Annotated in this window: 16 protein-coding genes and 1 pseudogene; 12 read left to right on the top strand and 5 right to left on the bottom strand. The window is 74.2% G+C overall.

Translation table 11 applies throughout. The features are described from left to right. Window positions 1–200 precede the first annotated feature (200 nt). Entirely contained in the window at window positions 201–746 is a 546-nt protein-coding gene (locus FJR00_RS07045) for a GNAT family N-acetyltransferase (RefSeq protein WP_141338070.1), read from the top strand. Between the two features lie 46 nt (window positions 747–792). Then, the gene (locus FJR00_RS07040) at window positions 793–1,359 is read left to right on the top strand and encodes a DinB family protein (protein ID WP_141338069.1); all 567 of its coding nucleotides are present in this window, start codon (window positions 793–795) and stop codon (window positions 1,357–1,359) included. A gap of 24 nt (window positions 1,360–1,383) precedes the next feature. Here the strand turns inward: FJR00_RS07040 and FJR00_RS07035 are convergent, their stop codons facing one another. Then, window positions 1,384–1,623: a hypothetical protein gene (locus FJR00_RS07035; RefSeq protein ID WP_075957013.1), complete on the bottom strand. Its 240-nt coding sequence runs from the start codon at window positions 1,621–1,623 to the stop codon at window positions 1,384–1,386. Between the two features lie 86 nt (window positions 1,624–1,709). After that, complete coding sequence (locus FJR00_RS07030; RefSeq protein ID WP_272949576.1) at window positions 1,710–2,135, bottom strand: Lrp/AsnC family transcriptional regulator; 426 nt, start codon at window positions 2,133–2,135, stop codon at window positions 1,710–1,712. Window positions 2,136–2,327: 192 nt separating this feature from the next. Here FJR00_RS07030 and pdhA point away from each other — a divergent pair, with 192 nt between their 5' ends. From pdhA to FJR00_RS07005, 5 genes are all read left to right on the top strand, one after another. Continuing rightward, entirely contained in the window at window positions 2,328–3,452 is a 1,125-nt protein-coding gene (gene pdhA / locus FJR00_RS07025; protein WP_141338067.1) for a pyruvate dehydrogenase (acetyl-transferring) E1 component subunit alpha, read from the top strand. After that, window positions 3,449–4,477 (top strand): alpha-ketoacid dehydrogenase subunit beta, encoded by a 1,029-nt coding sequence (locus FJR00_RS07020; RefSeq protein WP_141338066.1) that lies wholly within the window; start codon window positions 3,449–3,451, stop codon window positions 4,475–4,477. The genes pdhA and FJR00_RS07020 overlap by 4 nt, the downstream gene beginning before the upstream one ends. Continuing rightward, a complete protein-coding gene (locus FJR00_RS07015; RefSeq protein ID WP_141338065.1) occupies window positions 4,474–5,976 on the top strand; it encodes a dihydrolipoamide acetyltransferase family protein in 1,503 nt (500 codons plus the stop codon). The genes FJR00_RS07020 and FJR00_RS07015 overlap by 4 nt, the downstream gene beginning before the upstream one ends. After that, on the top strand, window positions 5,973–6,506 hold the full coding sequence (locus FJR00_RS07010; RefSeq protein ID WP_141338064.1) for a nucleoside deaminase: 534 nt from the start codon (window positions 5,973–5,975) through the stop codon (window positions 6,504–6,506). Before FJR00_RS07015 ends, FJR00_RS07010 begins: the two co-directional genes overlap by 4 nt. A 127-nt stretch (window positions 6,507–6,633) precedes the next feature. Then, a complete protein-coding gene (locus FJR00_RS07005; protein ID WP_141338063.1) occupies window positions 6,634–8,121 on the top strand; it encodes an alanine/glycine:cation symporter family protein in 1,488 nt (495 codons plus the stop codon). Window positions 8,122–8,230: 109 nt separating this feature from the next. On the opposite strand, the gene FJR00_RS07000 is transcribed toward FJR00_RS07005, so the two are convergent. Beyond that, the gene (locus FJR00_RS07000) at window positions 8,231–10,477 is read right to left on the bottom strand and encodes a VCBS repeat-containing protein (protein WP_141338062.1); all 2,247 of its coding nucleotides are present in this window, start codon (window positions 10,475–10,477) and stop codon (window positions 8,231–8,233) included. A 395-nt stretch (window positions 10,478–10,872) separates the two neighbouring features. On the opposite strand from FJR00_RS07000, the pseudogene FJR00_RS06995 reads away from it, so the two are divergent. From FJR00_RS06995 to FJR00_RS15710, 5 genes and pseudogenes are all read left to right on the top strand, one after another. Beyond that, window positions 10,873–11,337 (top strand): annotated as a pseudogene (locus FJR00_RS06995) (YbaK/EbsC family protein). A gap of 43 nt (window positions 11,338–11,380) precedes the next feature. After that, window positions 11,381–14,872, top strand: a complete 3,492-nt coding sequence (recC, locus tag FJR00_RS06990; protein ID WP_141338061.1) for an exodeoxyribonuclease V subunit gamma — start codon at window positions 11,381–11,383, stop codon at window positions 14,870–14,872. A 4-nt stretch (window positions 14,873–14,876) separates the two neighbouring features. After that, entirely contained in the window at window positions 14,877–18,275 is a 3,399-nt protein-coding gene (locus FJR00_RS06985; RefSeq protein ID WP_141338060.1) for a UvrD-helicase domain-containing protein, read from the top strand. Then, window positions 18,272–20,086 carry an exodeoxyribonuclease V subunit alpha gene (gene recD, locus FJR00_RS06980; RefSeq protein WP_141338059.1) on the top strand — a complete coding sequence of 605 codons (1,815 nt, stop codon included), beginning with the start codon at window positions 18,272–18,274 and terminating at the stop codon, window positions 20,084–20,086. The genes FJR00_RS06985 and recD overlap by 4 nt, the downstream gene beginning before the upstream one ends. 10 nt (window positions 20,087–20,096) lie before the next feature. Continuing rightward, on the top strand, window positions 20,097–20,258 hold the full coding sequence (locus FJR00_RS15710; RefSeq protein WP_181409533.1) for a hypothetical protein: 162 nt from the start codon (window positions 20,097–20,099) through the stop codon (window positions 20,256–20,258). A gap of 161 nt (window positions 20,259–20,419) precedes the next feature. On the opposite strand, the gene FJR00_RS06975 is transcribed toward FJR00_RS15710, so the two are convergent. Further along, complete coding sequence (locus tag FJR00_RS06975; RefSeq protein ID WP_141338058.1) at window positions 20,420–22,912, bottom strand: FtsX-like permease family protein; 2,493 nt, start codon at window positions 22,910–22,912, stop codon at window positions 20,420–20,422. Then, on the bottom strand, window positions 22,912–23,694 hold the full coding sequence (locus FJR00_RS06970) for an ABC transporter ATP-binding protein (RefSeq protein ID WP_141338057.1): 783 nt from the start codon (window positions 23,692–23,694) through the stop codon (window positions 22,912–22,914). Before FJR00_RS06970 ends, FJR00_RS06975 begins: the two co-directional genes overlap by 1 nt. Window positions 23,695–23,784: the final 90 nt, after the last annotated feature.

Below are 23,784 nucleotides of genomic sequence, written 5' to 3'. Positions count from 1 at the left end.
CCAAGCTGAACATCCCCACCCAGCCCGACCACCCCACCACCCCCCACGACAACGACGGCCACGACGACACCCCCTGGGACAAACCCACCTACGGACCGCCGCCCTTCTGACCACCTCGGTCCTCCTCAACCCAACGGAGCGGCCCCTCCCGCCGACGCTTCCCGAACGGATCGTCGCATCGGCGCAGGTAGCCTCCCCCGGTGAGCATCTCCCTCCGTCGCCTCGACCCCACCGGAGCCGACCGCGACGACCTGATTGCCTTCATGACTGGCAACGAGTTCCCCTTCCACGTCGTCCCACGACCCACTCGGGCGCAGGTGGAGGCATGGATCGAAGCAGGCGCCTACCGGGACGAGGACAACGACTCCTTCTGGGTCGAGCACGACGATCTGGGACGGATCGGGTTCCTGCGCCTGGAGGACCTCTCCGACGATGCACCCCTTTTCGACCTCCGCCTCGCCCAGGACTTCCGAGGACGCGGGCTGGCCGTAGAGACCGTCAGGGCAGCCACCGACCACGTCTTCCGGACGATGCCGGAGGTCAACCGCTTCGAGGGGCAGACCCGGGAGGACAACGTCGCGATGCGTCGGACGTTCCTGCGCTGCGGGTTCCTCAAGGAGGCGCACTACCGGGAGGGCTGGCCCGTCGAGGACGGCGAGCCGGTGGCGTCCGTCGCCTACGGCATCCTGCGCCGCGACTGGGAGACCGGCACCGTCACCCCGTTCGTCTGGGAGGACCTGACGTAGACCACCGCCCCTTTACCGACCCGCGTGCCCGTGCGACGGTGGATGGATGGCTCCCGACGAGACCGCACCAGAGCCGATCCCGGACGACGAGGCCCGACCGGAACCGGTCCAGGGCGACGAGGCCGAGGTCCTGCTCGACACCCTCGACCGCCACCGGGCCGCCCTGCGGCGCACGTGCGAGGACCTCGACTACACCCAGCTCAACCAGCGCCTGCCTCCGTCGACGATGACGCTGGCCGGGCTGCTCAAGCACCTCGCCTACGTGGAGTCGAGCTTCTTCTCCGAGGACCTCCTCGGCGGGCCGCTCATCGAGCCCTTCGACGCCGTCGACTGGTCCGCCGACGCCGACTGGGAGTGGCACTCCGCCGCCCAGGACACCCCGCGCCAGCTGCTCGAGCTGTATGACGCCTCCGTCGCCCAATCCCGAAGGATCACCGACGACCTCCTCGCCACGCCCGAGGGCCTGGAGACCCTGGCGGTCCGCCCCACCTACCTGGGCGTCCCGGCGAAGCTCCGTTGGATCCTGGTGCACATGATCGAGGAGTACGCACAGCACAACGGCCATGCGGACCTGCTCCGCGAGTCGATCGACGGCCGCACCCGCAAGGACTGACCGTCGGCAGGGAAGACCGCGGAGTCAGCCGACCCGGTCGTCGACCGGCACGTCCCCCTCGGAGTCCTTCGCGCAGTGGGCGCAGCAGTAGAACCGCCCGTCCACCTCGGTCCCGTGCCCGATGACCTTGCACCCGCAGTGCTCGCACACCGGCGCCATCTTGTGCACCGCGCACTCGAAGCTGTCAAACACGTGCCGCTGCCCGGCAGCGATCACCTCGAAGCTCTTGTCGTAGTCGTTGCCGCAGACCTCGCAGACCGCCATGGTCCTCCGTCCTCTCCCGGGCCGGTCGGGCCGGCCCGACACCTCGACCGTAGAAGCCACGGCCCGTCCCCGCCACCGCTCGTGCCTCACGTGCTCCACTCGTCGAACACCAGCCACGTCCTCGTCGCCCGCACCCCCGGGACCGCCTGGATCTGCTCGAGGACGACGTCCCGCAGCTCGTGGTTGTCGTGCGCCCGCACCTCCACGAGCATGTCGAACTCCGCCCCGACGAGCGCCACCTTCTCCACGCCCGGCAGCTGCTCCAGCACCGCCAGCACCTCGCGCCACGACCCCTGCTCGATCGACACGGAGACGTAGGCCGACGTCATCAGCCCCAGCCGGACCGGGTCGACCCGCACCGTGAACCCGGTGATCACCCCGTCCCGCTGCAGACGCTCCAGCCGGGCGTAGGCGTTGGCCCGCGAGATGTGCACCTGCTCCGCCAGGGCTCGCACCGACATCCGCCCGTCGACCCGCAGCGCGGCCACGATCGCCCGGTCCGTGTCGTCCACGGGCGCCGCACCGGCAGCCACGCGTCTCCCCGACCCGGACGTGGCGTGAGTCACACTGGACGATCTGTCGTCGGTCATCCACACACTGTGCCAGACGTCTCGACTCGTCCCCAGGATGTCGATCCCTCTATGGCCGTGCGCGACGATAGACGTCACGATCGTCTTGCCGACACCACCCGTGAGGACTCAACGATGAGCGAGATCGACGACCTGCTCCCGTGCCGCGAGCCGGTCCGCTTCCTGTCGCCCGACGGGACCGAGGCCGAACCCACGCAGGAGATGACCGACCGGGGCTACGTCATACCCCCCGTGGAGGACCTGGTGAAGGTCTGGCGCGCGATGGTGGTCGGCCGCCGCTTCGACGCCCAGGCCACCGCGCTGACCAAGCAGGGGCGTCTGGCGGTCTACCCCTCCTCCCGCGGGCAGGACGCCTGCCAGGTCGCCCCGGTGCTGGCGCTGCAGGAGGACGACTGGTTCTTCCCCACCTACCGCGACTCGATGGCCCTGGTCACCCGCGGGATCGACCCGGTCGAGGTGCTCACCCTCCTGCGCGGCGACTGGCACTGCGGCTACGACCCGAAGGCCACCCGCACCGCCCCCCAGTGCACCCCTCTGGCCACCCAGGCCGTGCACGCCGCCGGAGCCGCGGACGGCCTGCGCCGCAGGGGATCCGACGCGGTCGCCCTGTGCTTCATCGGCGACGGCGCCACCTCCGAGGGCGACTTCCACGAGGGGCTCAACTTCGCCGGCGTCTTCAACGCCCCGGTGGTCTACCTCGTCCAGAACAACAAGTACGCCATCTCGGTCCCGCTCTCCAAGCAGACCAAGGCACCCGCGCTGGCCTACAAGGGCATCGGGTATGGCGTGCGCGCCGAGCAGGTGGACGGGAACGACCCGGCCGCCGTGCTGGCCGTGACCCGGAAGGCCTACGAGCACGCCCGCTCCGGCAAGGGCCCCTTCCTCGTCGAGGCGCACACCTACCGGATGGAGGCGCACACCAACGCCGACGACGCCACCCGCTACCGCACCCCCGACGAGGTCGACGAGTGGACCGGGCAGGACCCGCTCGTGCGGCTGCAGGCCTACCTCGTCGCCCAGGGTGCCATCGACGACGCCCGTGTCGAGGAGGTCCGGCAGGAGGCCGAGGAGTTCGCCGCGGCCCTGCGCCACCGGATGAACGCCGACCCGCAGGTCGACCCCGCCGACCTGTTCGCCCACGTCTACGCCCGTCCCACGCCCCAGCTGCGCGAGCAGGCGGAGATGGTCGCGGCCGAGCGCGAGGCCAGCCGGCCCGAGACCGAGGAGGTGGCCCGATGAGCCGACCCACCACATACGCCCAGGCCCTCAACACGGCCCTGCGGGACGCGCTGACCGAGGACGAGAACGTCCTGGTGCTCGGCGAGGACGTCGGCCAGCTCGGTGGCGTCTTCCGCATCACCGACGGCCTGACCAGGGACTTCGGCGAGGACCGCTGCATCGACACCCCGCTGGCCGAGGCCGGGATCGCCGGCTTCGCGGTCGGCCTGGCCATGCAGGGCTTCCGGCCGGTCATCGAGATGCAGTTCGACGCGTTCGGCTACCCGGCGTTCGAGCAGGTCGTCTCGCACATCGCCAAGATGCGCAACCGCACCCGCGGGCGGCTGACCATGCCGATCGTCATCCGGGTCCCCTACGCCGGGGGCATCGGCGGGGTCGAGCACCACTGCGACTCCTCCGAGGGCTACTACGTCCACACACCCGGCCTGCACGTCGTCACCCCGTCGACCCCCGCCGACGCCTACAGCCTGCTGCGCGAGTCGATCGCCTCCGACGACCCGGTCGTCTTCATGGAGCCCAAGTCGCTCTACTGGTCCAAGGCCGAGGTCGAATTGCCCGCCACCACGGAGCCGGTCGGCCGGGCCGCGGTGCGCCGCGAGGGCTCCGACGTCACGGTCGTCACCTACGGCCCGCAGGTGCCCAACGCCCTGCGCGCCGCCGAGGTCGCCGCGGCCGAGGAGGACTGGGACCTCGAGGTCGTCGACCTGCGCTCGCTCGTGCCCTTCGACGACGAGACCGTCATGGCCTCGGTGCGCAAGACCGGACGCGCGGTCGTGCTCGCCGAGGCGCAGGGCTTCGCCGGGATGGGCGCCGAGATCGCCGCCCGCATCCAGGAGCGCTGCTTCCACTCCCTCGCCGCACCGGTGCTGCGGGTCAGCGGTCTCGACATCCCCTACCCGCCGCCGATCCTGGAGCACTCGCACCTGCCCGGCGTGGACCGCATCCTCGACACCGTCGCGCGCCTGCAGTGGGACGACGAGCCGGACCTGACGTATGCCGTGCCGGCAGGGGAGGTGTCTGCGTGAGCGGGTTCGTCTTCCGGCTGCCCGACCTGGGAGAAGGCCTGACCGAGGCCGAGGTCGTCGAGTGGCACGTCGCGGTCGGCGACGAGGTCTCCATCGACGAGGAGGTCGTCACGGTCGAGACGGCCAAGGCGTCGGTGGACGTGCCCTGCCCCTACGCCGGCACGGTGGCCGAGCTGCACGCCGGGCCGGGCACGGTCCTGGCCGTCGGCGAGCCCCTGATCACCGTGGGCGACGTGTCGGCCGCGGCCGAGCCGGTCCCTGCGGCGGAGGAGCCTGCGCCGGCCGGGCCCGCTCCTGCGACTCAGGACCACGCCGGGGAGCAGTACCGCTCCGAGGAGCGCGCCGGTGCGACCGTGCCCGCCGACGGCGATGACCCGGAGGATCAGCCGGAGCGGCCGCTGATCGGCTACGGCGCGGGCGACGCACCCGCCCGGCGCCGACGGGGCGGCCGCCGCCGGGCCGGCCGGGGAGCATCTGCCGACGATGCCGCCTCCGCGACTACACCCGACACGGCACCCGCCTCCGCTACCACGTCGTCCGCGCCGGACACCTCGTCCGACGGCCGGCGGGCCGTCCGCGTCATCTCGCCGCTGGTCCGCCGGCTGGCCACCGAGTGGGGCATCGACGTGCGCACCGTGCAGCCCGGCCCCACCGGCGTGGTCCGCCGCGCCGACCTCGAGGCCGCCCGGGAGGCCCGTTCGGCGGCCACGGTGGAGACACCCGCAGCAGGCACCGCAGCAGCGGGCACGACCGCAGCAGGCACGGCCGCGGCGGAGACGGTCCCCGCCGATGGGGGGGCCGAGCGCGCGGACCAGCGCGTCCCGATCCAGGGCGTGCACCGGATCATGGTCGACCGGCTGACCACCTCGCGCCGGGAGATCCCGGACGCCACGACCTGGGTCGACGTCGACGCCACCCGCCTGATGAAGCTCAAGGACAGCCTGCGCGAGGCCAGGCCCGACGCCCGCATCGGCGTGCTCCCCCTGCTGGCGCGCATCGTCGTCGCCGGGCTGGCGCGGCACCCCGAGCTCAACGCCTCCGTGGACGTCGAGGCCGGGGAGATCGTGCAGCACGGGGCCGTGAACCTGGGCTTCGCCGCCCAGTCGCCGCGCGGCCTGGTCGTCCCCGTCGTGCACGACGCCGACACCATGAGCACCGCCGAGCTAGCATCCGCGCTCCGCGAGCTGACCACGCTGGCCCGCGAAGGGAAGCTGTCGCCGACCCAGATGAGCGGCGGGACCTTCACCCTCAACAACTACGGCGTCTACGGCGTGGACGGCTCGACCCCGATCATCAACCACCCCGAGGCCGGCATGCTCGGCGTCGGCCGGATCGTCGAGAAGCCGTGGGCGCACAAGGGACGGGTCAGGCTGCGTCAGGTCACCCAGCTGTCGTTCACGTTCGACCACCGGGTCTGCGACGGCGGGACCGCCGGCGGTTTCCTGCGCTACGTCGCCGACTGCGTCGAGCGGCCGGGCACCCTGCTGGCCGACCTGTGAACGAGCCCGATCCGGCCGCAGGAGCCTCGGGAGACCCGGACACGCGTCCGCCGACCGGCGAGGACCACCGGCGTCACCTCCTCCGCGCCGTCGAGCTGGCCAGGGAGGGGTCCTCCCGCGGCGACGGCGGGCCGTTCGGCGCGGTCGTCGTCCTCGACGGACGGGTGGTCGGCGAGGGCTGGAACCAGGTCGTGGCGACCGACGACCCGACGGCCCACGCCGAGATCGTCGCCGTCCGTCGCGCCTGCGCCGAGCTGGGCAGCTTCCAGCTGGTCGGCGCGCACGTCTACGCCTCCTGCGAGCCGTGCCCCATGTGCCTCGGGGCGCTCTACTGGGCCCGGCCGGCGCAGATCCACCACGCCGCCACCCGCGAGCACGCGGCCGAGGTCGGCTTCGACGACTCCTTCATCTACGACGAGCTGGCCCTCCCGCCCGACCGGCGCCGCTTGCCGGCCCGGCAGCACGACCTGCCCGAGGCGGTCCAGGTCATGCGTCGCTGGGCCGAGAACCCCGACCGCACGACCTACTGAGCCGGGCCCCGCCCGGTGGGACGCGGCCTACTGAGCCGGGCGCGACGGCATACCCCCTGCTCCTCCGGTGGGCACCCGACCCGCCGCGCGCATAGTCTTCCCCCACCCTCCGGGAAAGGTCTGCGCCATGCTCGACTCCACCATCGCCAGGGTCAACGAGCTCCTCTGGAGCACCCCCATGGTCGTCCTCGTCCTCGCGGCGGGCGTCTGGTTCACCGTCCGCATGGTCGTGCCGCAGGTGCGGCGGCTGCCCGACATGGTCCGCTACCTCGTCGGCGGGGACGACTCGACCCAGGGTCTGTCGTCCTTCCAGTCGTTCGCGATGGCGCTCGGCGGACGGGTCGGCGTCGGCAACATCGCCGGCGTCGCGACCGCCATCCACTTCGGCGGGCCGGGTGCCCTCTTCTGGATGTGGGTCACCGCGTTCGTCGGCGCGGCGGTGGCGATCGCGGAGAGCTCGCTGGCGCAGGTCTACAAGGAGGAGGTCGGCGGGGAGTACCGCGGCGGGCCCGCCTTCTACATCGAGAAGGGCCTGGGCTGGAGGTGGCTGGCGGTGCTGTATGCCGTCGCCGCGGTCTTCGCGCTGACCATCACCGGACCCTCGATCCAGTCCTACAACATCGCGGTCTCGGTGGAGTCGGCCTTCTCGGTCCCGCCGTGGGTCACCGGGGTCGTGGTCACCGCGCTCTTCAGCCTCGTGGTCTTCGGCGGCATGCACCGGATCGGGCGGGTCGTCGGGCTCGTGGTGCCGATCATGGCGGCCGCCTACATCCTCCTCGGGATCGCCCTGCTCGTGCTCAACGCCGACGCGGTCCCGGAGATGTTCGGGCTGATCTTCCGCAGCGCCTTCGGCTCGGACGCGGCGTTCGGCGGGATCCTCGGCGCGGCGATCATGTGGGGCGTCAAGCGGGCGATCTACTCCTCCGAGGTCGGCACCGGGTCCGGCGCCCAGGCCGCAGCGGCCGCCGAGGTCTCGCACCCGGTGAAGCAGGGTCTGGCGCAGGGGTTCTCGGCCTACGTCGACACGCTGCTCATCTGCACGGTCACCGGGCTGATGATCCTGGTCACCGGCTCCTACAACGTCGAGGGGCCGGACGGGCAGATGGTCGCCGAGAACGTGCCCGGCCTGGTCCAGGGACCGGAGTCCACCCAGGCCGCGATCGACGCCTCCTTCCCCGGCCTCGGGTCGGCGTTCATCGCGGTCGCGATGTTCTTCTTCGCCTTCACCACCCTGCTGTCGTTCGCGTTCTACGCCGACACCAACATCGCCTACCTGCTGCGCAGCAGCCGGCGCGAGCGGCTCGTCGTCAACGTCGCCTGGGTGCTGCTGGCTGGCTCGATCTTCCTCGGATCGCTGCGTTCCGCGACCTTCGCGTGGAACCTGGCCGACGTCGGCCTGGGCCTCTACACGTGGATCAACCTCGTCGCGCTCGTGCTGCTGAGCAGGCAGGCGACCGCGGTCGTGCGCGACTACGACCGGCAGCGCTCGGCCGGCCTCGACCCGGTGTTCGACCCCGAGGACGTCGGCATCACCAACGCGCCGGTGTGGAAGGAGATCGCCGCGCGCCGGAGCGCGGAGGAGAGTGCCTCACGTTCACAGACTCCCGGCCGCTGACCGATCCGGCGGCCGCGGCCAATCGAGGGGCGGGACTCGTCGTCACCTCCCCACCCGGTTGGCGCGTGACCTCGCTCTCGCCTCTCACCCGCCCCCGCATTGGGTCGTCTCACGGGGCGGTCGTGGGCGGCCAGGGCGTGAACGCGTTGTTGGGACCGCCGTAGGTGGCGGGGTAGGCATACAGGGCGCCGTCGGTGCGCACCGCCCAGATCGTCTGGGCGCGGGCATCGTGCTGGGTGGCGAAGATCCTCGGGAACACCGACCAGCCCTTACCGATCAGCGACATGGGGAACGACGTCCCGCTGGCCGACGCGGCGTACAGTCGCAGCCGGGCCTCGTCGTCGACGACGAGCAGGTCGGAGCGGCCGTTCTTGTCCCAGTCACCGGCCCCCACGACCTGCTCCATAGGCGCCCAACCGCCGCCCAACGTCGTGCGGGCCCGGAAGTCACCGGTGCCGTTGGTCGGGTAGACATGCATGGTGCCGGCCGCGTCGGTTGCGACCACCGCTGGATACCCGTTCACGGACTGCTGCACCGGCGTCCACGTCCGCATCTGCAGCCAGCCCTTGCCGATCTGCCGCGCCGATGCGAACCCGCCCGTGCCGTTGCCCCGGTAGAGCATCAGCCGACCGTCGGTGAACCGGGCGACCAGATCCAGCGCACCGTCGCGGTCCCAGTCGACCCCGCCCTGCACACTCTCGGCCACCAGCCAGCCCTTGCCGATCTGGCGGGGGGAGGCGAACCGTTCCCGCGCCGTGGCGGGGTAGAGCAGCAGGCGGCCGTCGGAGGCAACCAGCATCAGGTCGCTGAACCCGTTACCGTCCCAGTCACCCGCCGAGATCGTGCGGTCGGCCGGCCAGCCCCTCCCGATCTGGTATGGCGCAGAGAAGTCGATGTAGGGGTACGTGCCGGCCGACTCGTCGGAGACCGTCAGCGAGGTGCCGCGCGAGTCTCCTTGACGCGGGGTGAGCACCACCGTGTGGGTGGTGCTGTCCGAGCCGGGGTAGGTGAAGCTGAAGGTACCGGGCCCGCTGACGGACGCCGAGGTGACCCGACTGCCGTCCACGAAGACGTCAACGACCGTGCCGGGTGAGATCGCGTCGCCAGAAGGCTGGCTGAGGGTGCCGCTGACCCTCTCGCCCTCGACCCAACGCGCCCGCCCGCTCGACGCGGTTGTCTTCTCGACGCCCGAGGCAGAGGGGGTGCCCAGCCAGACCTTGACCTGTGCCCCCGGTCGGTACTCGTCGAAGGATGTCAAGAGGGCGGCGGTGGAGTAGGGGCGACCATCGGAGTACCAGTCGTAGGAGGAGGTCACCCCCACCGCCTTGTGGCCCGAGATCCAGGGCCCGCCGGAGTCGCCAGGGATCACGCGCAGGTCGGCGAACAAGGACCACACCCAGCGCTTGGGGCGGTTGATGTCACCGGAGCCGTCACCGATCCACTGCCAGCCCACCTTGTTGACGGTGCTGCACGTCCACCCGGTCTGGCGGCCCATCTTGCAGACCGGAAGCCCGAGGACGGCCGGGGCGCGACCGGTGATCGTCACGCTGCCCGACCCGGTGGCGACCGAGGGTGGGTAGGTGAAGGCCGACCCCTGGCTGTAGGTCGTCAGGTCGGTCCCGTAGGACTCCCATGCCGAGCCGGGCGCGCCGAACTGCCACCACGAGACGGTGCCCATCCGGGTCGAGCCGGCGTAGACGGCGGCGCCGCCGGCATAGGCGCAGTGCCCTGCGGAGATCCCCACCTGGGCACCGCCGTCCCATCCGTTGAAGCCGTGCGTGCAGGCCACCGAGCCGAACGAGATCGGCGCGCCGCCGTGGAGGCTGGCGCCCGCCGTCGGTCCGGTCGTGCCGACCGCGGTGACACCCGGGTGGGCCGCGGCCCAGTCGGCCGGGGAGAGCAGGGGTGCGGAGCCCTCGGTGCGGCCCCGCTCCCGGGCGACCCCGGGATCGATGACGAGGACCTCGTAGCCATCCAGCGTGTAGGCGAGCCCTGTGAGCCCGTCCGGCCCCACCTCGGCGAGATAGCGCTCCCGCAGCTGCTCGAGGTCGGCGAAGGTGTCGGCCGTCTTCTCGTCGACGTCAAGCACCTCGACCCCCCGGGACGTCAGCCGCCCGACTGTCGGGGCGTCGTCGGGGACTGCTCCCTGGTCCAACCCCAGCGTCGCGGCGGCCTGCTCCGCGCTCGCACCCGCCTGCGCGAACTCGCTCATCGTCAGGCCCAGGTCGGTGGCGAGCGCCTCCTCGATCGTGCGCGCAGGACGCTCCTGCACCGGTGCGGCCACCACCGGCAGCCCCCCACCTCCCAGCACCAGCGCGGCCACCACGGCCAGCACGGACCTCGTGCGTACGAACATCCCATTCCCTCCTGCTCCGACCATGCGGCACGCCTCGTCGCGCGCCGGTCGCAGGCAGGACGCTACGGCACGTCACCGACGTTGCCCAGCCCCGACCGGGGCACTGCCCACCCGGAGGCTCGCCCCTCCCCCCCCCAACCCGAATCCTCGACCTGGCGGACGACCTCGTCGGCGACGTCCTCCACCCGTGGCCGGGTGGTGCGGGCTCTAGCGTCGAGCCGTTCGAAGGCTTGGTCGGAGTTGATGGCCCCCGCTCGGCGAGAATCGCCGAGCCGCGCCTCCGCCCACCAGCACTCGGCCCGCGTCACTTGAGGGCGCGGGCTCCCCGACGGCCGGACGCGACCGTCGGTGAGCCCCACACGCCGTCCTCCGCCCGACCGGGCACACTCGTTGCTATGCGCCCCCGCAACCAGATCGTCCAGGACGCCTTCCACGCCGCCGGGGTGGACGCCCAGATCCGCCTGCTCGACGAGCACGCCCGGACCGCGACGCTGGCGGCCGAGCAGCTCGGCTGCCCGGTCGGCGCGATCGCCAACAGCCTGGTCTTCATGGCCGACGGCGAGCCCCTGCTCGTCATGGCCAGCGGGGCCGCCCGGGTGGACACCGACGTCATCGCCGCGGCCGTCGGCGCGGGGACGGTGACGAAGGCCTCCGCCGAGTAGGTGCGCGCCGCGACCGGCCAGGTCATCGGCGGCGTGGCGCCGGCCGGGCACCCCGCCCCGCTGCGGACGCTGGTGGACGAGGACCTGCGGGCCTTCGAGGAGGTCTGGGCCGCGGGCGGGACGCCGGACTCGATCGTCCCGCTGACCTTCGAGGAGCTCCTGCGGGTGACCGGCGGCGAGGTCGTCCGGGTGCGCTGAGGCCGGGCCGGGTCTGTCGGGCCCGCTGGGTAGGGTCGCGGACGTGACGTTGATCGTGCACCGGGCGGCCGGGACGGGGGTGCTGGCCGACGGTCTGGCCGAGCTCCTGGGGAGTCCGCTCGAGGACCCGTTCGCCGAGGAGGTCGTCGCCGTGCCCGCGCGCGGGGTGGAGCGGTGGCTGGCGCAGCGGCTCTCGCACCGGCTGGGGGCGGGCCCGTCGGGGCACGACGGCGTGTGCGCCGGGGTGCGTTTCCTGACCCCGCACTCGCTCGTGACGATGGTGCTCGACGTCGGGCGCGACGACCCGTGGCGCCCCGGCCAGCTGGCGTGGGCGGTGCTGCGGGCGGTCGACGAGAGCCTCGGCGAGCCGTGGGCGGGCACGCTCGCCGACCACCTGGGGTATGCCGAGACCGGCACCGAGCGCGAGCTGCGCCAGGGCCGGAGGTATGCCGTCGCGCGCCGGCTCGCGGGGCTGTTCGCCGACTACGCCGCCCAGCGGCCGGCGGTGCTGACCGACTGGCGGGCCGGCGGGGACGGGGACGGCCTGGGCGGCCGGGTCGCCGACGACCTCGCCTGGCAGCCGCCGCTGTGGCGCCGGGTGCTGGAGGTGGTGGGGGCCGAGGCGCCCGACGAGCGGCACGCCCGGGTCGTCGCGGCGCTGCGGGAGGGCCGCCTCACCGACCTGGAGCTGCCGGGGCGGCTGTCGCTGTTCGGCCACACCCGCATCTCCCGCAGCGAGGTCGAGGTGCTCGGTGCCCTCGCCGAGCACCGGGACGTCCACCTGTGGCTGCCCCAGGCCTCGCCCGTCGCCTGGGCGGAGCTGGCCCCCGTCGTGGCCGTCGGGCCGGTGCCCCGCGAGGACGACCGCTCCGGCGAGCTCGTCCAGCACCCGCTGCTGGCCAGCCTGGGCCGGGACGCCCGCGAGCTCCAGCGCACGCTGGCCCTCGTCGGCGGGCGCGACGAGCTGGTGGGGTCCACCCCCGGCGGCGGGCAGAACAGCTCCCCCGACGACCGTGGTGGCGCCGCTGCCCCCGACGGCCCGGCCACCCTGCTCGCGATGCTCCAGCACGACATCCGGGCCGACAGCCCCCCGGACGGGGCGACGCGGGAGGCCCGGCAGGTCCCGGCCACCGACCGCAGCGTGCAGGTCCACGCGTGCCACGGGCAGTCGCGCCAGGTGGAGGTGCTCCGCGACGTGCTCGCCGACCTCCTCCAGCGCGACCCGACCCTGGAGCCGCGGGACGTCCTCGTGATGGTCCCCGACATCGACGCCTACGCCCCCCTGGTCCACGCCGGCTTCGGCCTGGGCGAGGTGGTCCGGGACGGGTCGGCCCGCACGCACCCCGCCCACGGGCTGCGGGTCCGCCTGGCCGACCGGGCCCCGGTGCACCTCAACCCCCTGCTACGGCTGGCCCTGCAGCTCGTGGAGCTGGCCGGCGGACGGGTCACCGCCGGGGAGGTGCTCGACCTGGCCCGCAGCGCGGCGGTGCGCCACCGGTTCGGCCTCGACGACGACGCCCTGGAGCGCATCGGCGACTGGGTCGGGGCGACCACCGTGCGGTGGGGCCTGGACGGGGAGCACCGGGCCGACTACCAGCTGACCAACGTCGTCCAGAACACCTGGCGGGCCGGCCTCGACCGCATCCTCGTGGGGGCGGCGGTCGACGGCGAGGACGTCGACCACGTCGGCCGCACCCTCGGGCTGGACGACCTGGACAGCGGCGACCTCGACCTCGCCGGCCGGCTCGCCGAGCTGGTCTCCCGGCTGGGCCGCACGCTGCGGGCGCTGCGCACCGCCGACACGGCCGAGCAGTGGCTGCGCGTCGTGGAGGAGGGGGTCCTCGACCTCGCCGACGTGCCCTTCCGGGACGTCTGGCAGGTGGCCCAGCTCGAGCGCGAGCTGCACCGCACCGCCGAGGCGGCCGGCCGGGTCGCGGGCGAGCACGGGGTCTCCCTCTCGCTGGCGGACGTGCACACCCTGCTGGCCGAGCAGACGGCGGGCCGGGCCACCCGGTCCAACTTCCGCACGGGCACGCTCACCGTCTGCACGATGGTGCCGATGCGCTCGGTGCCCCACCGGGTGGTCGCCCTCGTCGGCATGGACGACGGCCACTTCCCCCGGTCCACGACCTCCGACGGCGACGACGTCCTCGCCCGCCGTCCCGTCACCGGGGAGCGCGACCCCCGCAGCGAGGACCGCCAGCTGCTCCTCGACGCGCTGATGTCGGCCGGGGAGACGCTGGTGGTGACCTACACCGGTTTCGACGAGCACACCGGGCAGCGGCGCCCGCCGGCCGTCCCCCTGGGCGAGCTGGTCGACGCGCTCCGGGCGACCGCCACCGGCGAGGGCGTCGACCGCGTCGTCACCGAGCACCCGCTTCAGCCCTTCGACCTGCGCAACCTGGCCGGGACGGCACCTGACACCACCCCGCTGCTGCCCGGTGACGAGCCGTTCAGCTACGACCCCGCGGCCCTCGCCGGTGCCCGGGCCCTGCAGGACGAGCCCGCCGCACGCGTCCCGCTGGCCCGTCGCGCCTTCGCCCCCTCCCCCCGCGAGGACGTGCTGCTCGACGACCTCGTGCGCTTCTTCGACAACCCGGCCAAGGCCTTCCTGCGCTCCCGGATCGGGCTCTACGTGCCGGAGGTCCCCGAGCAGCGGGGCGAGGGCATCCCCGTCGAGCTCGACGGCCTGCAGCGGTGGGCCATCGGGGAGCGGATGCTCACCGCGGTCCTGGCCGGCCGCGACCCCGGCGCGACCTGCGAGGCCGAGCTCTGGCGCGGCGAGCTGCCGCCCGACGCGCTCGGCCACCGCACGATGGAGGACCTCACCAGCCAGGTGCAGGAGCTGTGCCAGGCGACCTGGCGGGCCGTCGGTCAGGGCGGCTGGGGCCAGGCGCTGCAGCGGGAGAGCCTCGACGTCGACATCGCCCTGCCGCTGCCCGGCGACCGGCGCCTGGTGGGCACCCTGGGCGGGCTGGTCGGCGGGTCGGCCCTGTCGGTCAGCTTCTCCTCGGTCAAGGCCAAGCACCGGCTGCACTCCTGGATCTCCGCGCTCGTCCTGGCCGCCGCCGGTCAGGAGCAGGCCCGGGGCCACCACCTGGGCCGCTACAGCTTCGGCAGGGTCAAGTCGGTGGGGCACGTCAGCCACGGCCCGGTCCCCCGGGAGCAGGCCGTCGAGCTCCTCGCCCGGCTCGTCGACCTGCGCGACCGCGGCCTGGACGCGGTGGTCCCGCTGCCGGTGGAGACCAGCCGCGCCTGGGCCGAGCAGTACCTGAAGAACCGCAGCGTCAAGGCCGCCGACGAACGGGCCTCGCAGCGCGGCTGGGAGACCCGCCAGGGCGGCTGGGGCATCCGCCAGGAGCAGCACGACACCTCCTGGCAGCACGTCCTCGGCGACGTGCTGCCCCTGGCCGCCGTCGTCGGCACCCCCCTCGACGACGAACGCTGGGTCCCGGAGGTCCCGCACCGGCTGGGCCAGCTGTCGCTGCGGCTGTGGGGCCCGGCCCTGGACCACGAGACGATGGGGAAGGGCTGAGCCGGTGGAGCACTTCGACATCACCGACCCGCTGCCGCAGGGCACCGTGCTGCTGGAGGCCAGCGCCGGGACCGGCAAGACGTGGACGATCGCCGCCCTCGTGGCCCGGTTCGTGGCCGAGGGCGAGGCCGACCTGCGCGACCTGCTCGTGGTCACCTTCAGCCGGGCCGCGAGCCAGGAGCTGCGGGCCCGGGTCCGCGAGCAGCTCGTGCTCGTCGAGCGCTGCCTGCGCGAACGGTCCTGCCCTCCGGGCGACGCCCTCGTCGCCCACCTCCTGGCCGCCGACGAGGAGACCGTGCGGGTCATGCACCGGCGGGTCCGGGCGGCGCTGACCGACTTCGACGCGGCCACGATCGCCACCGTCCACCAGTTCTGCCAGGAGGTGCTGCGCAGCCTGGGCGTGGCCGGCACCACCGACGCCTCGGCCACGCTCGTCGAGGACCTCGACGACCTGCTCGTCGACGTCGTCGACGACATCTACCTGCGCGGGTTCCGCAACGACCGCAAGGTTCTCTTCAACCGGTCCGCGGCCCTCCAGATCGCGCGGACGGCCGTGGACGACATCCACGCCGGTCTGCGGCCGGAGACCGCCGAGCCGCGGTCGGTGCCGGCCCGTCGGGCGGGCTTCGCCCGGGCGGTGCGCACCGAGTTCGACGTGCGCAAGCGCCGCCTGCAGGTCATGCACTACAACGACCTGCTCACCCAGCTGGCGGACGCGCTCGAGGACCCGGACTCCCTGGCCCGGGACCGGATGCGGGCGCGCTGGCAGGTCGTGCTCGTCGACGAGTTCCAGGACACCGACCCGGTGCAGTGGCAGGTGCTCGACCGGGCCTTCACCGGCCACTGCCGGGCGATGGTGCTCATCGGCGACCCGAAGCAGGCGATCTACGGCTTCCGGGGCGGCGACATCGCCACCTACCTCACGGCCGCCGAGGCCGCGGGCGAGCGCCGGACCCTCCCCCGCAACTACCGCTCCGACGCCGGCGTGGTGCGCGCCCTGGGCACGCTGCTCGAGGGCGCCCAGCTGGGCGACCCGCAGATCGTCGTCCACCCGATCGAGGCGGCCATCGACGTCAGGCGCCTGGACGGGGCCCCCAGCGACGCCCCGGTGCGGCTGCGGCAGGTGCTGCTGGAGGAGCACCTCGGCGGCAGCGACCGCATCGGCCCGTTCCGCGAGCACGTCTTCCCCGACCTCGCCCGTGACGTGGCCGCTCTGCTCGGGTCGGACGCGACCTTCGACGGGCGCCCCGTGCGGGCCAGCGACGTGGCCGTGCTCGCGCACAAGGGCAGCGACCTCGTCCGGGCCCAGGACGCGTTGCGGGACCTGGGGATCCACGCGGTCAGCGCCGGCGGCATGTCCGTCCTGCAGACCCGGGCCGCCCACGAGTGGCTCACCCTGCTGGAGGCGATGGTCGCCCCGCACCGGTCGGTGCTGACCCGGGCCGCGGCCCTGACCGACCTGCTCGGGCACGACCCGGTCGCCGTCGACGAGGGGGGCGAGGAGCTCGACGACCTGCTCGCCCAGACCTGCCGCGACCTGGCCGCCGTCCACGCCCGGCAGGGGATCGCCGCCGTCCTGGAGCGGCTCGTGGCCGAGGGGCTGACCGCGCGGGTGCTCGCCCGGCCCGGCGGCGAACGGACCCTCACCGACGTCGAGCACGTGGCCGAGCTGCTGCACGAGGCCGGCCGGGAGGGACAGCTGGGCCTGGTCGCCCTGCTGGAGTGGCTGCGTGCCCAGATGGCCGAGGACGCCCCGACGTCCACCAACGCCCGCACCCGCCGGCTCGACAGCGACGCCGCCGCCGTCCAGCTGCTCACCGTCCACGGCAGCAAGGGCCTGCAGTTCCCCGTCGTCTACCTGCCGGCGCTCGTCGACCGCAACGTGCCGGACACGCCGTCGATCCCGTTGTGCCACGAGGACCCGCCGGAACGGACCCGGTGGATCGACGTGGGCGGCGACACCGGGCCGCAGTGGAAGGACTCGGTCGCCCGCCACAAGGCCGAGGAGGCCGGTGAGTCGCTGCGGCTGCTCTACGTCGCCCTCACCCGGGCCCAGTCCCAGGTCGTGACCTGGTGGTCGCCCAGCGGCCGCAACACCTCCCCCTCCCCGCTCCACCGGGTCCTCTTCGGCCGGGGTCCCGGCGAGGGGCCGGTGCCGGACACCGTCCCGGTTCCGGCGGAGGACTTCGCCACCGCGCGGCTGCAGGAGTGGGCCGCCCTGGGTGCGTTCGCCCTGGAACGGGCCGACCACGCCGAGCACGTCCCGACGGTGGCGACGGACGAGCCGCCCCCGCCCCGCCTGGCGACCTGGACCCGGCGGATCGACACGGACTGGCGGCGCACGTCATACACGGCCCTGTCCACCCCGCGCGACGCCCAGGGGCACGAGCTGACCGGCGGCGTCGGCAGCGAGCCCGAGCTCTCGCCGCGGGAGGACGAGCCGGACACCGTCGACCCCGTCGTGGAGCAGACGCCCTCGCTGCCGGGGCTGGAGGTCGTCCTGCCGGGGCAGGACGTGGCCTCCCCCATGGCCGACCTGCCCGTGGGGGCGACCTTCGGCTCCCTCGTCCACGGGGTGCTCGAGCACGCCGACCCGCAGGCGCCCGACCTGCGCGCCGAGCTGCTCGAGCACGTCCGGGAGCAGCTGGTGCAGTGGCCGGTCGAGCTCGACCCCGAGGAGCTGGCCGACGCCCTGGTCGACGTCTGCGACACGCCCCTCGGCCCCCTGGCCCAGGGCGTGACCCTGCGGCAGATCGGGCGGGCGGACCGGCTGTGCGAGCTCGACTTCGAGCTCCCGCTGGGCGGGGGCGACCTGCGCCGCGAACCGGTGGGGGACGTGGCGGAGGGCCCGACGCGGGGCGGGCCTCCCGGGTCGGCCACCGGTGCACGGCTCGGCGACCTCGTGCCCCTCCTGCGGTCGCACCTGCCGGCCGGCGACCCCGTCCGCGGCTGGGCCGACGTGCTCGACTCCTCCCCCGAGCTGGCCGAGCAGCCGCTGCGTGGCTACCTCACCGGCTCGGTGGACGTCGTGCTGCGCACGGGCGGGCGCTACCTGGTCGTCGACTACAAGACCAACTGGCTGGGCCGTCCTGAGGAGCCGCTGACCGCCGCCGACTACCGGCCGGAGAAGCTCGCCGAGGCGATGGGCCACTCCTCCTACCCGCTGCAGGCGCTGCTCTACGCCGTCGTCGCGCACCGCTTCCTGCGCTGGCGGCTGCCGGGCTACCGGCCCGAGCGGCACCTGGGCGGGGTCCTCTACCTCTACGTCCGGGGCATGTGCGGCCCGGACACCCCGGCCGTGGACGGCCACCCGTGCGGGGTCTTCTCCTGGCGGCCGCCGGTGGCGCTGGTCACCGGGGTGTCCGACCTGCTCGACGGACGCACCACCGAGGGGGCGGCATGACGATCCTCGAGGTGTTCGAGCCGGTCGAGCACGACCGCCGGCTGGCAGTCGACACCCCCGGCGCCCTCGGCGAGCTCAACCGGGCGGGGGTCCTCACCGCCGCCGACGTGCACCTCGCCCGGACCCTGGCCCGGGTCTGCGGCGAGCACGACGAGGACGCCGTCCTCGCCGCCGCGGTCGCCACGCGGGCCGTGCGGTCCGGGTCGGTCGCGGTCGACCTCGCCGACCTCGCCACCACCGGCGCCGAGACCCTGCCCGGCCTGCCCTGGCCCTCCCCCGACGCCTGGACCGAGGCGGTGGCCGCCAGCGAGCTGGCCCGCTCCGGCGCCCTCGTGGTCGACCAGGGACTGGTCTACCTGCAGCGCTACCACCACCAGGAGGTCCAGGTCGTCGAGGACCTGCGGGCCCGGGCGGCGCTGCCGGCCCCGGCGGTCGACGAGCAGGTGCTCGCCGCCGGGCTCACCCGGATCTTCCCCGGCGAGGGGTATGCCGAGCAGCGCGCCGCCGCCGAGGTGGTCGCCCGTTCCCGGACGAGCGTGATCACCGGCGGCCCCGGCACCGGCAAGACCACCACCGTCGCCGGGGTGCTCGCCCTGCTGGCCGAGCAGGCCCACGCGGCCGGCGAACGGCCGCTGCGGATCGGGCTGGCCGCACCCACCGGCAAGGCCGCCGCCCGCGTCCGGGTCGCGGTCAACGGGGCGCTGGACGAGATCCTTCGCCGCACCCCCGACGACACCCGGACGGTCGTCGAGCGGCTCCGGGAGGTCGAGCCAAGCACGCTGCACCGGCTGCTGGGCTGGCGCCCGGGCAGCCGCTCCCGCTTCCGGCACCACCGGGGCAACCGGCTCCCCCACGACGTGGTCCTCGTCGACGAGGCCTCGATGGTGTCCCTGACCCACATGGCCCGGCTGCTCGAGGCCTTGCGCCCGCAGGCCCGGCTCATCCTCGTCGGGGACGCCGACCAGCTGGTGTCCGTCGACGCCGGCGCCGTCCTGGCCGACCTGGTCGCCGGGGCCGAGGTCGCCGCCGACCCCCCGGTCGCCCTGGCCCGGCTGCGCACGGTGCACCGCTTCGGGGAGACGATCGGCGCCCTGGCCGAGGCGCTGCGGGTCGGGGACGCCGACGCCGTCGTCGCCGCCCTGTCGGCGGGGAGCGACGAGGTCCAGTGGGTGCCCGGCGAGGACCCGGTGACCACCCTGCGGCCCCTGCTCACCCAGCAGGCCTACCGGGTGCTCACGGCCGCGCGGGACGGGGACGCCGAGGGCGCGCTCACCGCCCTCGGCGACCACCGGCTGCTCTGCGCTCACCGCACCGGACCCCACGGCGTGCGCACCTGGAACCAGCTGACCGAGACCTGGCTCACCGAGGAGACCGGGCTGACGTTCTACGACCAGATGTACGTCGGCCGACCCCTGCTCGTCACCGCCAACGACTACGCCACCGGCGTGCTCAACGGCGACACCGGGGTCGTCGTCGCCTCGCGCACGTCCGAAGGCACCCCCGTGCGGATGGCGGTCGTCGAGGGCGCCACCGGGTCCACGCGGTTCGCCCCCAGTCGGCTCGGCGACGTGGAGACGATGCACGCGATGACCATCCACAAGGCCCAGGGCAGCCAGGCCCGGGAGATCACCGTCCTGCTGCCCCAGGCCGACTCGCCGCTGCTGACCCGGGAGCTGTTCTACACCGCCGTGACCCGCGCCGAGGAGACCGTCCGGGTGGTGGCCCCGGAGGAGGTCGTCCGGGCGGCGGTGGACCGGCGGGTCGTCCGGGCGAGCGGCCTGCGGCAACGGCTGGCAGGGTCCCCGATCTGACGGAGGCGAGATGACCGGCCTGACCCTGGTCCACCTGGGCGACCTGCACGGGCACCTCGTGCCCCGGCCCCACCTGCGCAGCGACGGCACCGGTGGGACCGAGGGGGGACTGGCCCGGATCGACTGCTCGGGCCCGACCACACCAGACCGCCCGGCCACCTCGACGAGGTGACCGGGCGGCGGGGCGTTCCCGCGTGTCCCGTGCGGGTCGCCGGGCCGGCGGGGTGTCCCGTCCCCGCCACGCCCTGACCGGCCCCGGTCCGCCGTCCTGACGGTCGCGGACCGGGGTCGGTGGTCCTGCTGGTGGTCCTGGTCCTGTGGTCCTGTCCGGGGCTATGCCGTGGCCAACCCCTCCGCCGGGCTGACCCGGACCGCCCGCCGGGCCGGCAGCACGCTGGCCAGCACACCGGCCAGCAGCGCGACCCCGACGATGATCCCGACGCGGCCCCACGGCACCGCCAGCTGGACGGGCACGCCCTCCGGCAGGATCGTCTGGACGCCGAGCGCGGCATACCCGAGCCCCAGCCCGAGGCCGACGAGGGCACTGACCAGGGCCAGCAGCACCCCCTCGACGAGCAGCATCGACCGCATCTGGCCGCGCGTCAGCCCCAGGCCGCGCAGCAGGGCGTGCTCCCGGTGCCGCTCCAGCACCGACAGCGACAGCGTGTTGGCGATGCCGACGACCGCGATGAGCACGGCCACGCCCAGCAGGGCGGTGGTGACGAGCACGAGCACGTCGAGCACCTGGGTGACGACGGCCCGCTCGGCGGCCGACCCGGACACCTGCAGGCTGCTCTCGTCGGCCACGTCGGCGACCGCGCCCATGGCGTCGGCCACGTCCACGTCCTCGGCCAGCCGGACCAGCACCGCGCCGGGGGCGACCGCGTCCCCGCCGAGCGTGGCCAGGTCGGCGACGTTGACCGCCAGGTCGTAGCCGAGGGCGAACGGCACCACCTCCAGCTCGGCGCTTCCCCCGGGCCCGGCGACCTCGACGAGGTCGCCGGGCTCCAGCGCGTACATGACCAGCATCGCGCCGGACATCCCGACCGTGCCGGGCACCAGTGAGGCCAGCTGCTCGCCGCCGCGCACGAGGTCCCCGTCACGGGCCGGGTCGATGCCCACCGCGGCGGTGCCACCCCCCATCTCCTCGCCCAGGGTCAGGTATGCCGTGTCCGCCACCCGGGCGGTCGACACCCCCTCGACGGCCCGGACACGGTCGGCCCTGTCCGCCGGCACGGGGAGCGCGTCGAGGCGGTCGGTGCCGTCGTCGAGGTACTCGGCGCCCGCCGACAGCACGAGGTCGACCGAGTAGGACTCGTCGATCTCGCCCATCGCGGTGCGCTGGCCCGTCGCGGCCCCGACCGACGTCATCGTGATGAGGGTGACGCCGACGACGAGCGCGGCGCTGGTCGCGGCCGCCCGGCCGGGGTTGCGGACCGCGTTGTCGACGGCCAGCCGGCCCGGCACCCCGGCGACCCGGGCTCCCAGCCCGAGCAGACGCACCGCCGCCGGCACGAGGACCACCGCGGCCACGAGCACGCCGACGAAGGAGACCACGCCTCCGAGGACCCCGACGACCATGTCCCGCGAGGTCGCCGCGTGGACCATCGCCGCGACCCCCGCGCCGACCAGCAGCACGGCCAGCGCTATCCGGACCCGGCCGACCCGGTGCCGGTCCCCGGAGGGCCCGGCGGGCCGCAGGGCCGCGAGCGGGGAGACCCGGGTGGCCCGGGCCGCCGGCCAGAGGCTGGCGAGCACGGTGACCAGCAGCCCCACCAGGAGGGGGACGCCCAGGACCACGGGGGTCAGGGCCAGCCCCTCCGGCAGCGGGATGCCCAGGTCGAACCGGCGCCCCAGGGACAGCAGCCCCGTCCCGGCGAGCAGGCCCACGCCCACCCCGACGGCGGAGGAGACCAGCCCCAGGACCACGGCCTCGAGGACGACCAGCGAGCGGACCTGCCGCTTCGTGGCGCCCACGGCCCGCAGCAGGGCCAGCTCGGAGGTGCGCTGGGCCAGGGTGATCGTGAACGTGTTGGCGATGACGATGGCGGCCGTGAGCAGCGCGACGGCGCCGAAGCCGAGCAGGATCGCCCCGACGACGTTGGTGCCGCCGGTGAGCCTGGCGACCCGGTCGGCCGCCGCCTCGGCGCCGGTCTGCAGGTCGGCGCCGGGCACCGCGGCCAGCAGCGCCTCCCGGGCCGCCGGGTCGTCGGCGCCGTCGACCAGATCGACCATGACGGACCCGTAGGTCAGCTCCGGTTCGACCTGCCGCAGCGTCGCGTCGTCGGCCGCGAACGCTGGCCCGAACGACAGCATCGGGTCGGTGTCGCCGAAGTCCGCGACACCCACGACCTCGACGGTGGTGACGTCCGGGGCTCCCGCGTCCTCCAGCGCCTCGCCGGCCAGCTCCAGCGTCTCCCCGACCGGGACGTCCTCGGCCAGGTCGGCGTTCACCACGACCTCGCCGGCCGCGGCCGGCATCCGGCCCTCGAGCAGGGTCACCCCGGCGACCGGGACCGGCGCACCGGCCACCCACTCCTGGGGGGTGCGTTCACCCATGACGACGGTCTCGCCCCGCACGGAGGCGACGTCGTCGAGGGCGGCGGCGTCGTCATACCCCTCGGTGGAGATGCCCTCCCCCTCGACGGTGAGGACGAGGTCGGCGTCCCGCACCCCGGCGGCGACCGCGTCCTCCATGCCGCGCTGGGCCGTGGTGAGCAGGGCCAGGCTCGCGGCGAGGAAGGCGACGCCGATGACGATCGCGACGGCCGCGGAGAGCAGGCGCCGTCCGCGGGAGGCCAGGCCGGCGGTCCGCCAGGTGCCCATCACGCCCGCCCGAGGTCGCGCACGGCGGCCAGGACGGCGTCGACGGCCGGGTCGACGAGCTCGCCGGCCACCTGTCCGTCCGCGAGCAGCACCACGCGGTCGGCGACGGCGGCGGCGTTGGCGTCGTGGGTGACCATGACCACGGTCTGGCCCCATTCGTCGACCGCCCGCCGCAGCAGGGCGAGCACCTCGGCGCCGGTGGTCGAGTCCAGGGCGCCCGTCGGCTCGTCGGCGAAGATGACCTCCGGCCGGGTCACCAGCGCCCGGGCCAGCGCGACCCGCTGCTGCTGCCCGCCGGACAGCTCCCCGGGACGGTGGTCCAGCCGGTCGCCGAGCCCGAGACCGTCGACGATCCGCCGCTCCCAGCCGGCGTCCGGACGACGGCCGGCGAGGTCCAGCGGGAGGCGGATGTTCTGCCGGGCGGTGAGCGTGGGCAGCAGGTTGAACGCCTGGAAGACGAACCCGACCGCCCGCCGCCGCAGCGTGGTCAGGCGCTTGTCCGAGAGCGACGTCAGCTCGGTGTCCCCGAGGAAGACGCGGCCCGAGGTAGGCGTGTCCAGGCCGGCGAGCAGGTGCATCAGGGTGGACTTGCCCGAGCCGCTGGGCCCCATGATCGCGGTGAACCGCTGCGCCTCGATCCCCACGGACACCCCGTCGAGGGCGTGCACCGCCGTCTCGCCGCTGCCGTAGGTCTTGGTCAGGTCCAGGGTGCTGGCGGCCAGTGCCGCACGGGCGACGTCTCGGGTGTGGTCCGGGCTCGTCCCGGTCGTGGTGGTCGTCATGCTGCTGACGCTATGGACCCGGGGGCGCGGTGCGCGTCGGTCCGTAGGCCCGACCCGGGGAGCCTGGTGTCAGACCGGGGTATGACGTGG

Origin of the sequence: Ornithinimicrobium kibberense (genome assembly GCF_006519705.1) — a bacterium.
Taxonomy (GTDB): domain Bacteria; phylum Actinomycetota; class Actinomycetes; order Actinomycetales; family Dermatophilaceae; genus Ornithinicoccus; species Ornithinicoccus kibberensis.
The sequence above is the reverse complement of the archived record's forward strand: the minus strand, read 5'-3'. Positions and strand labels throughout refer to the sequence as shown.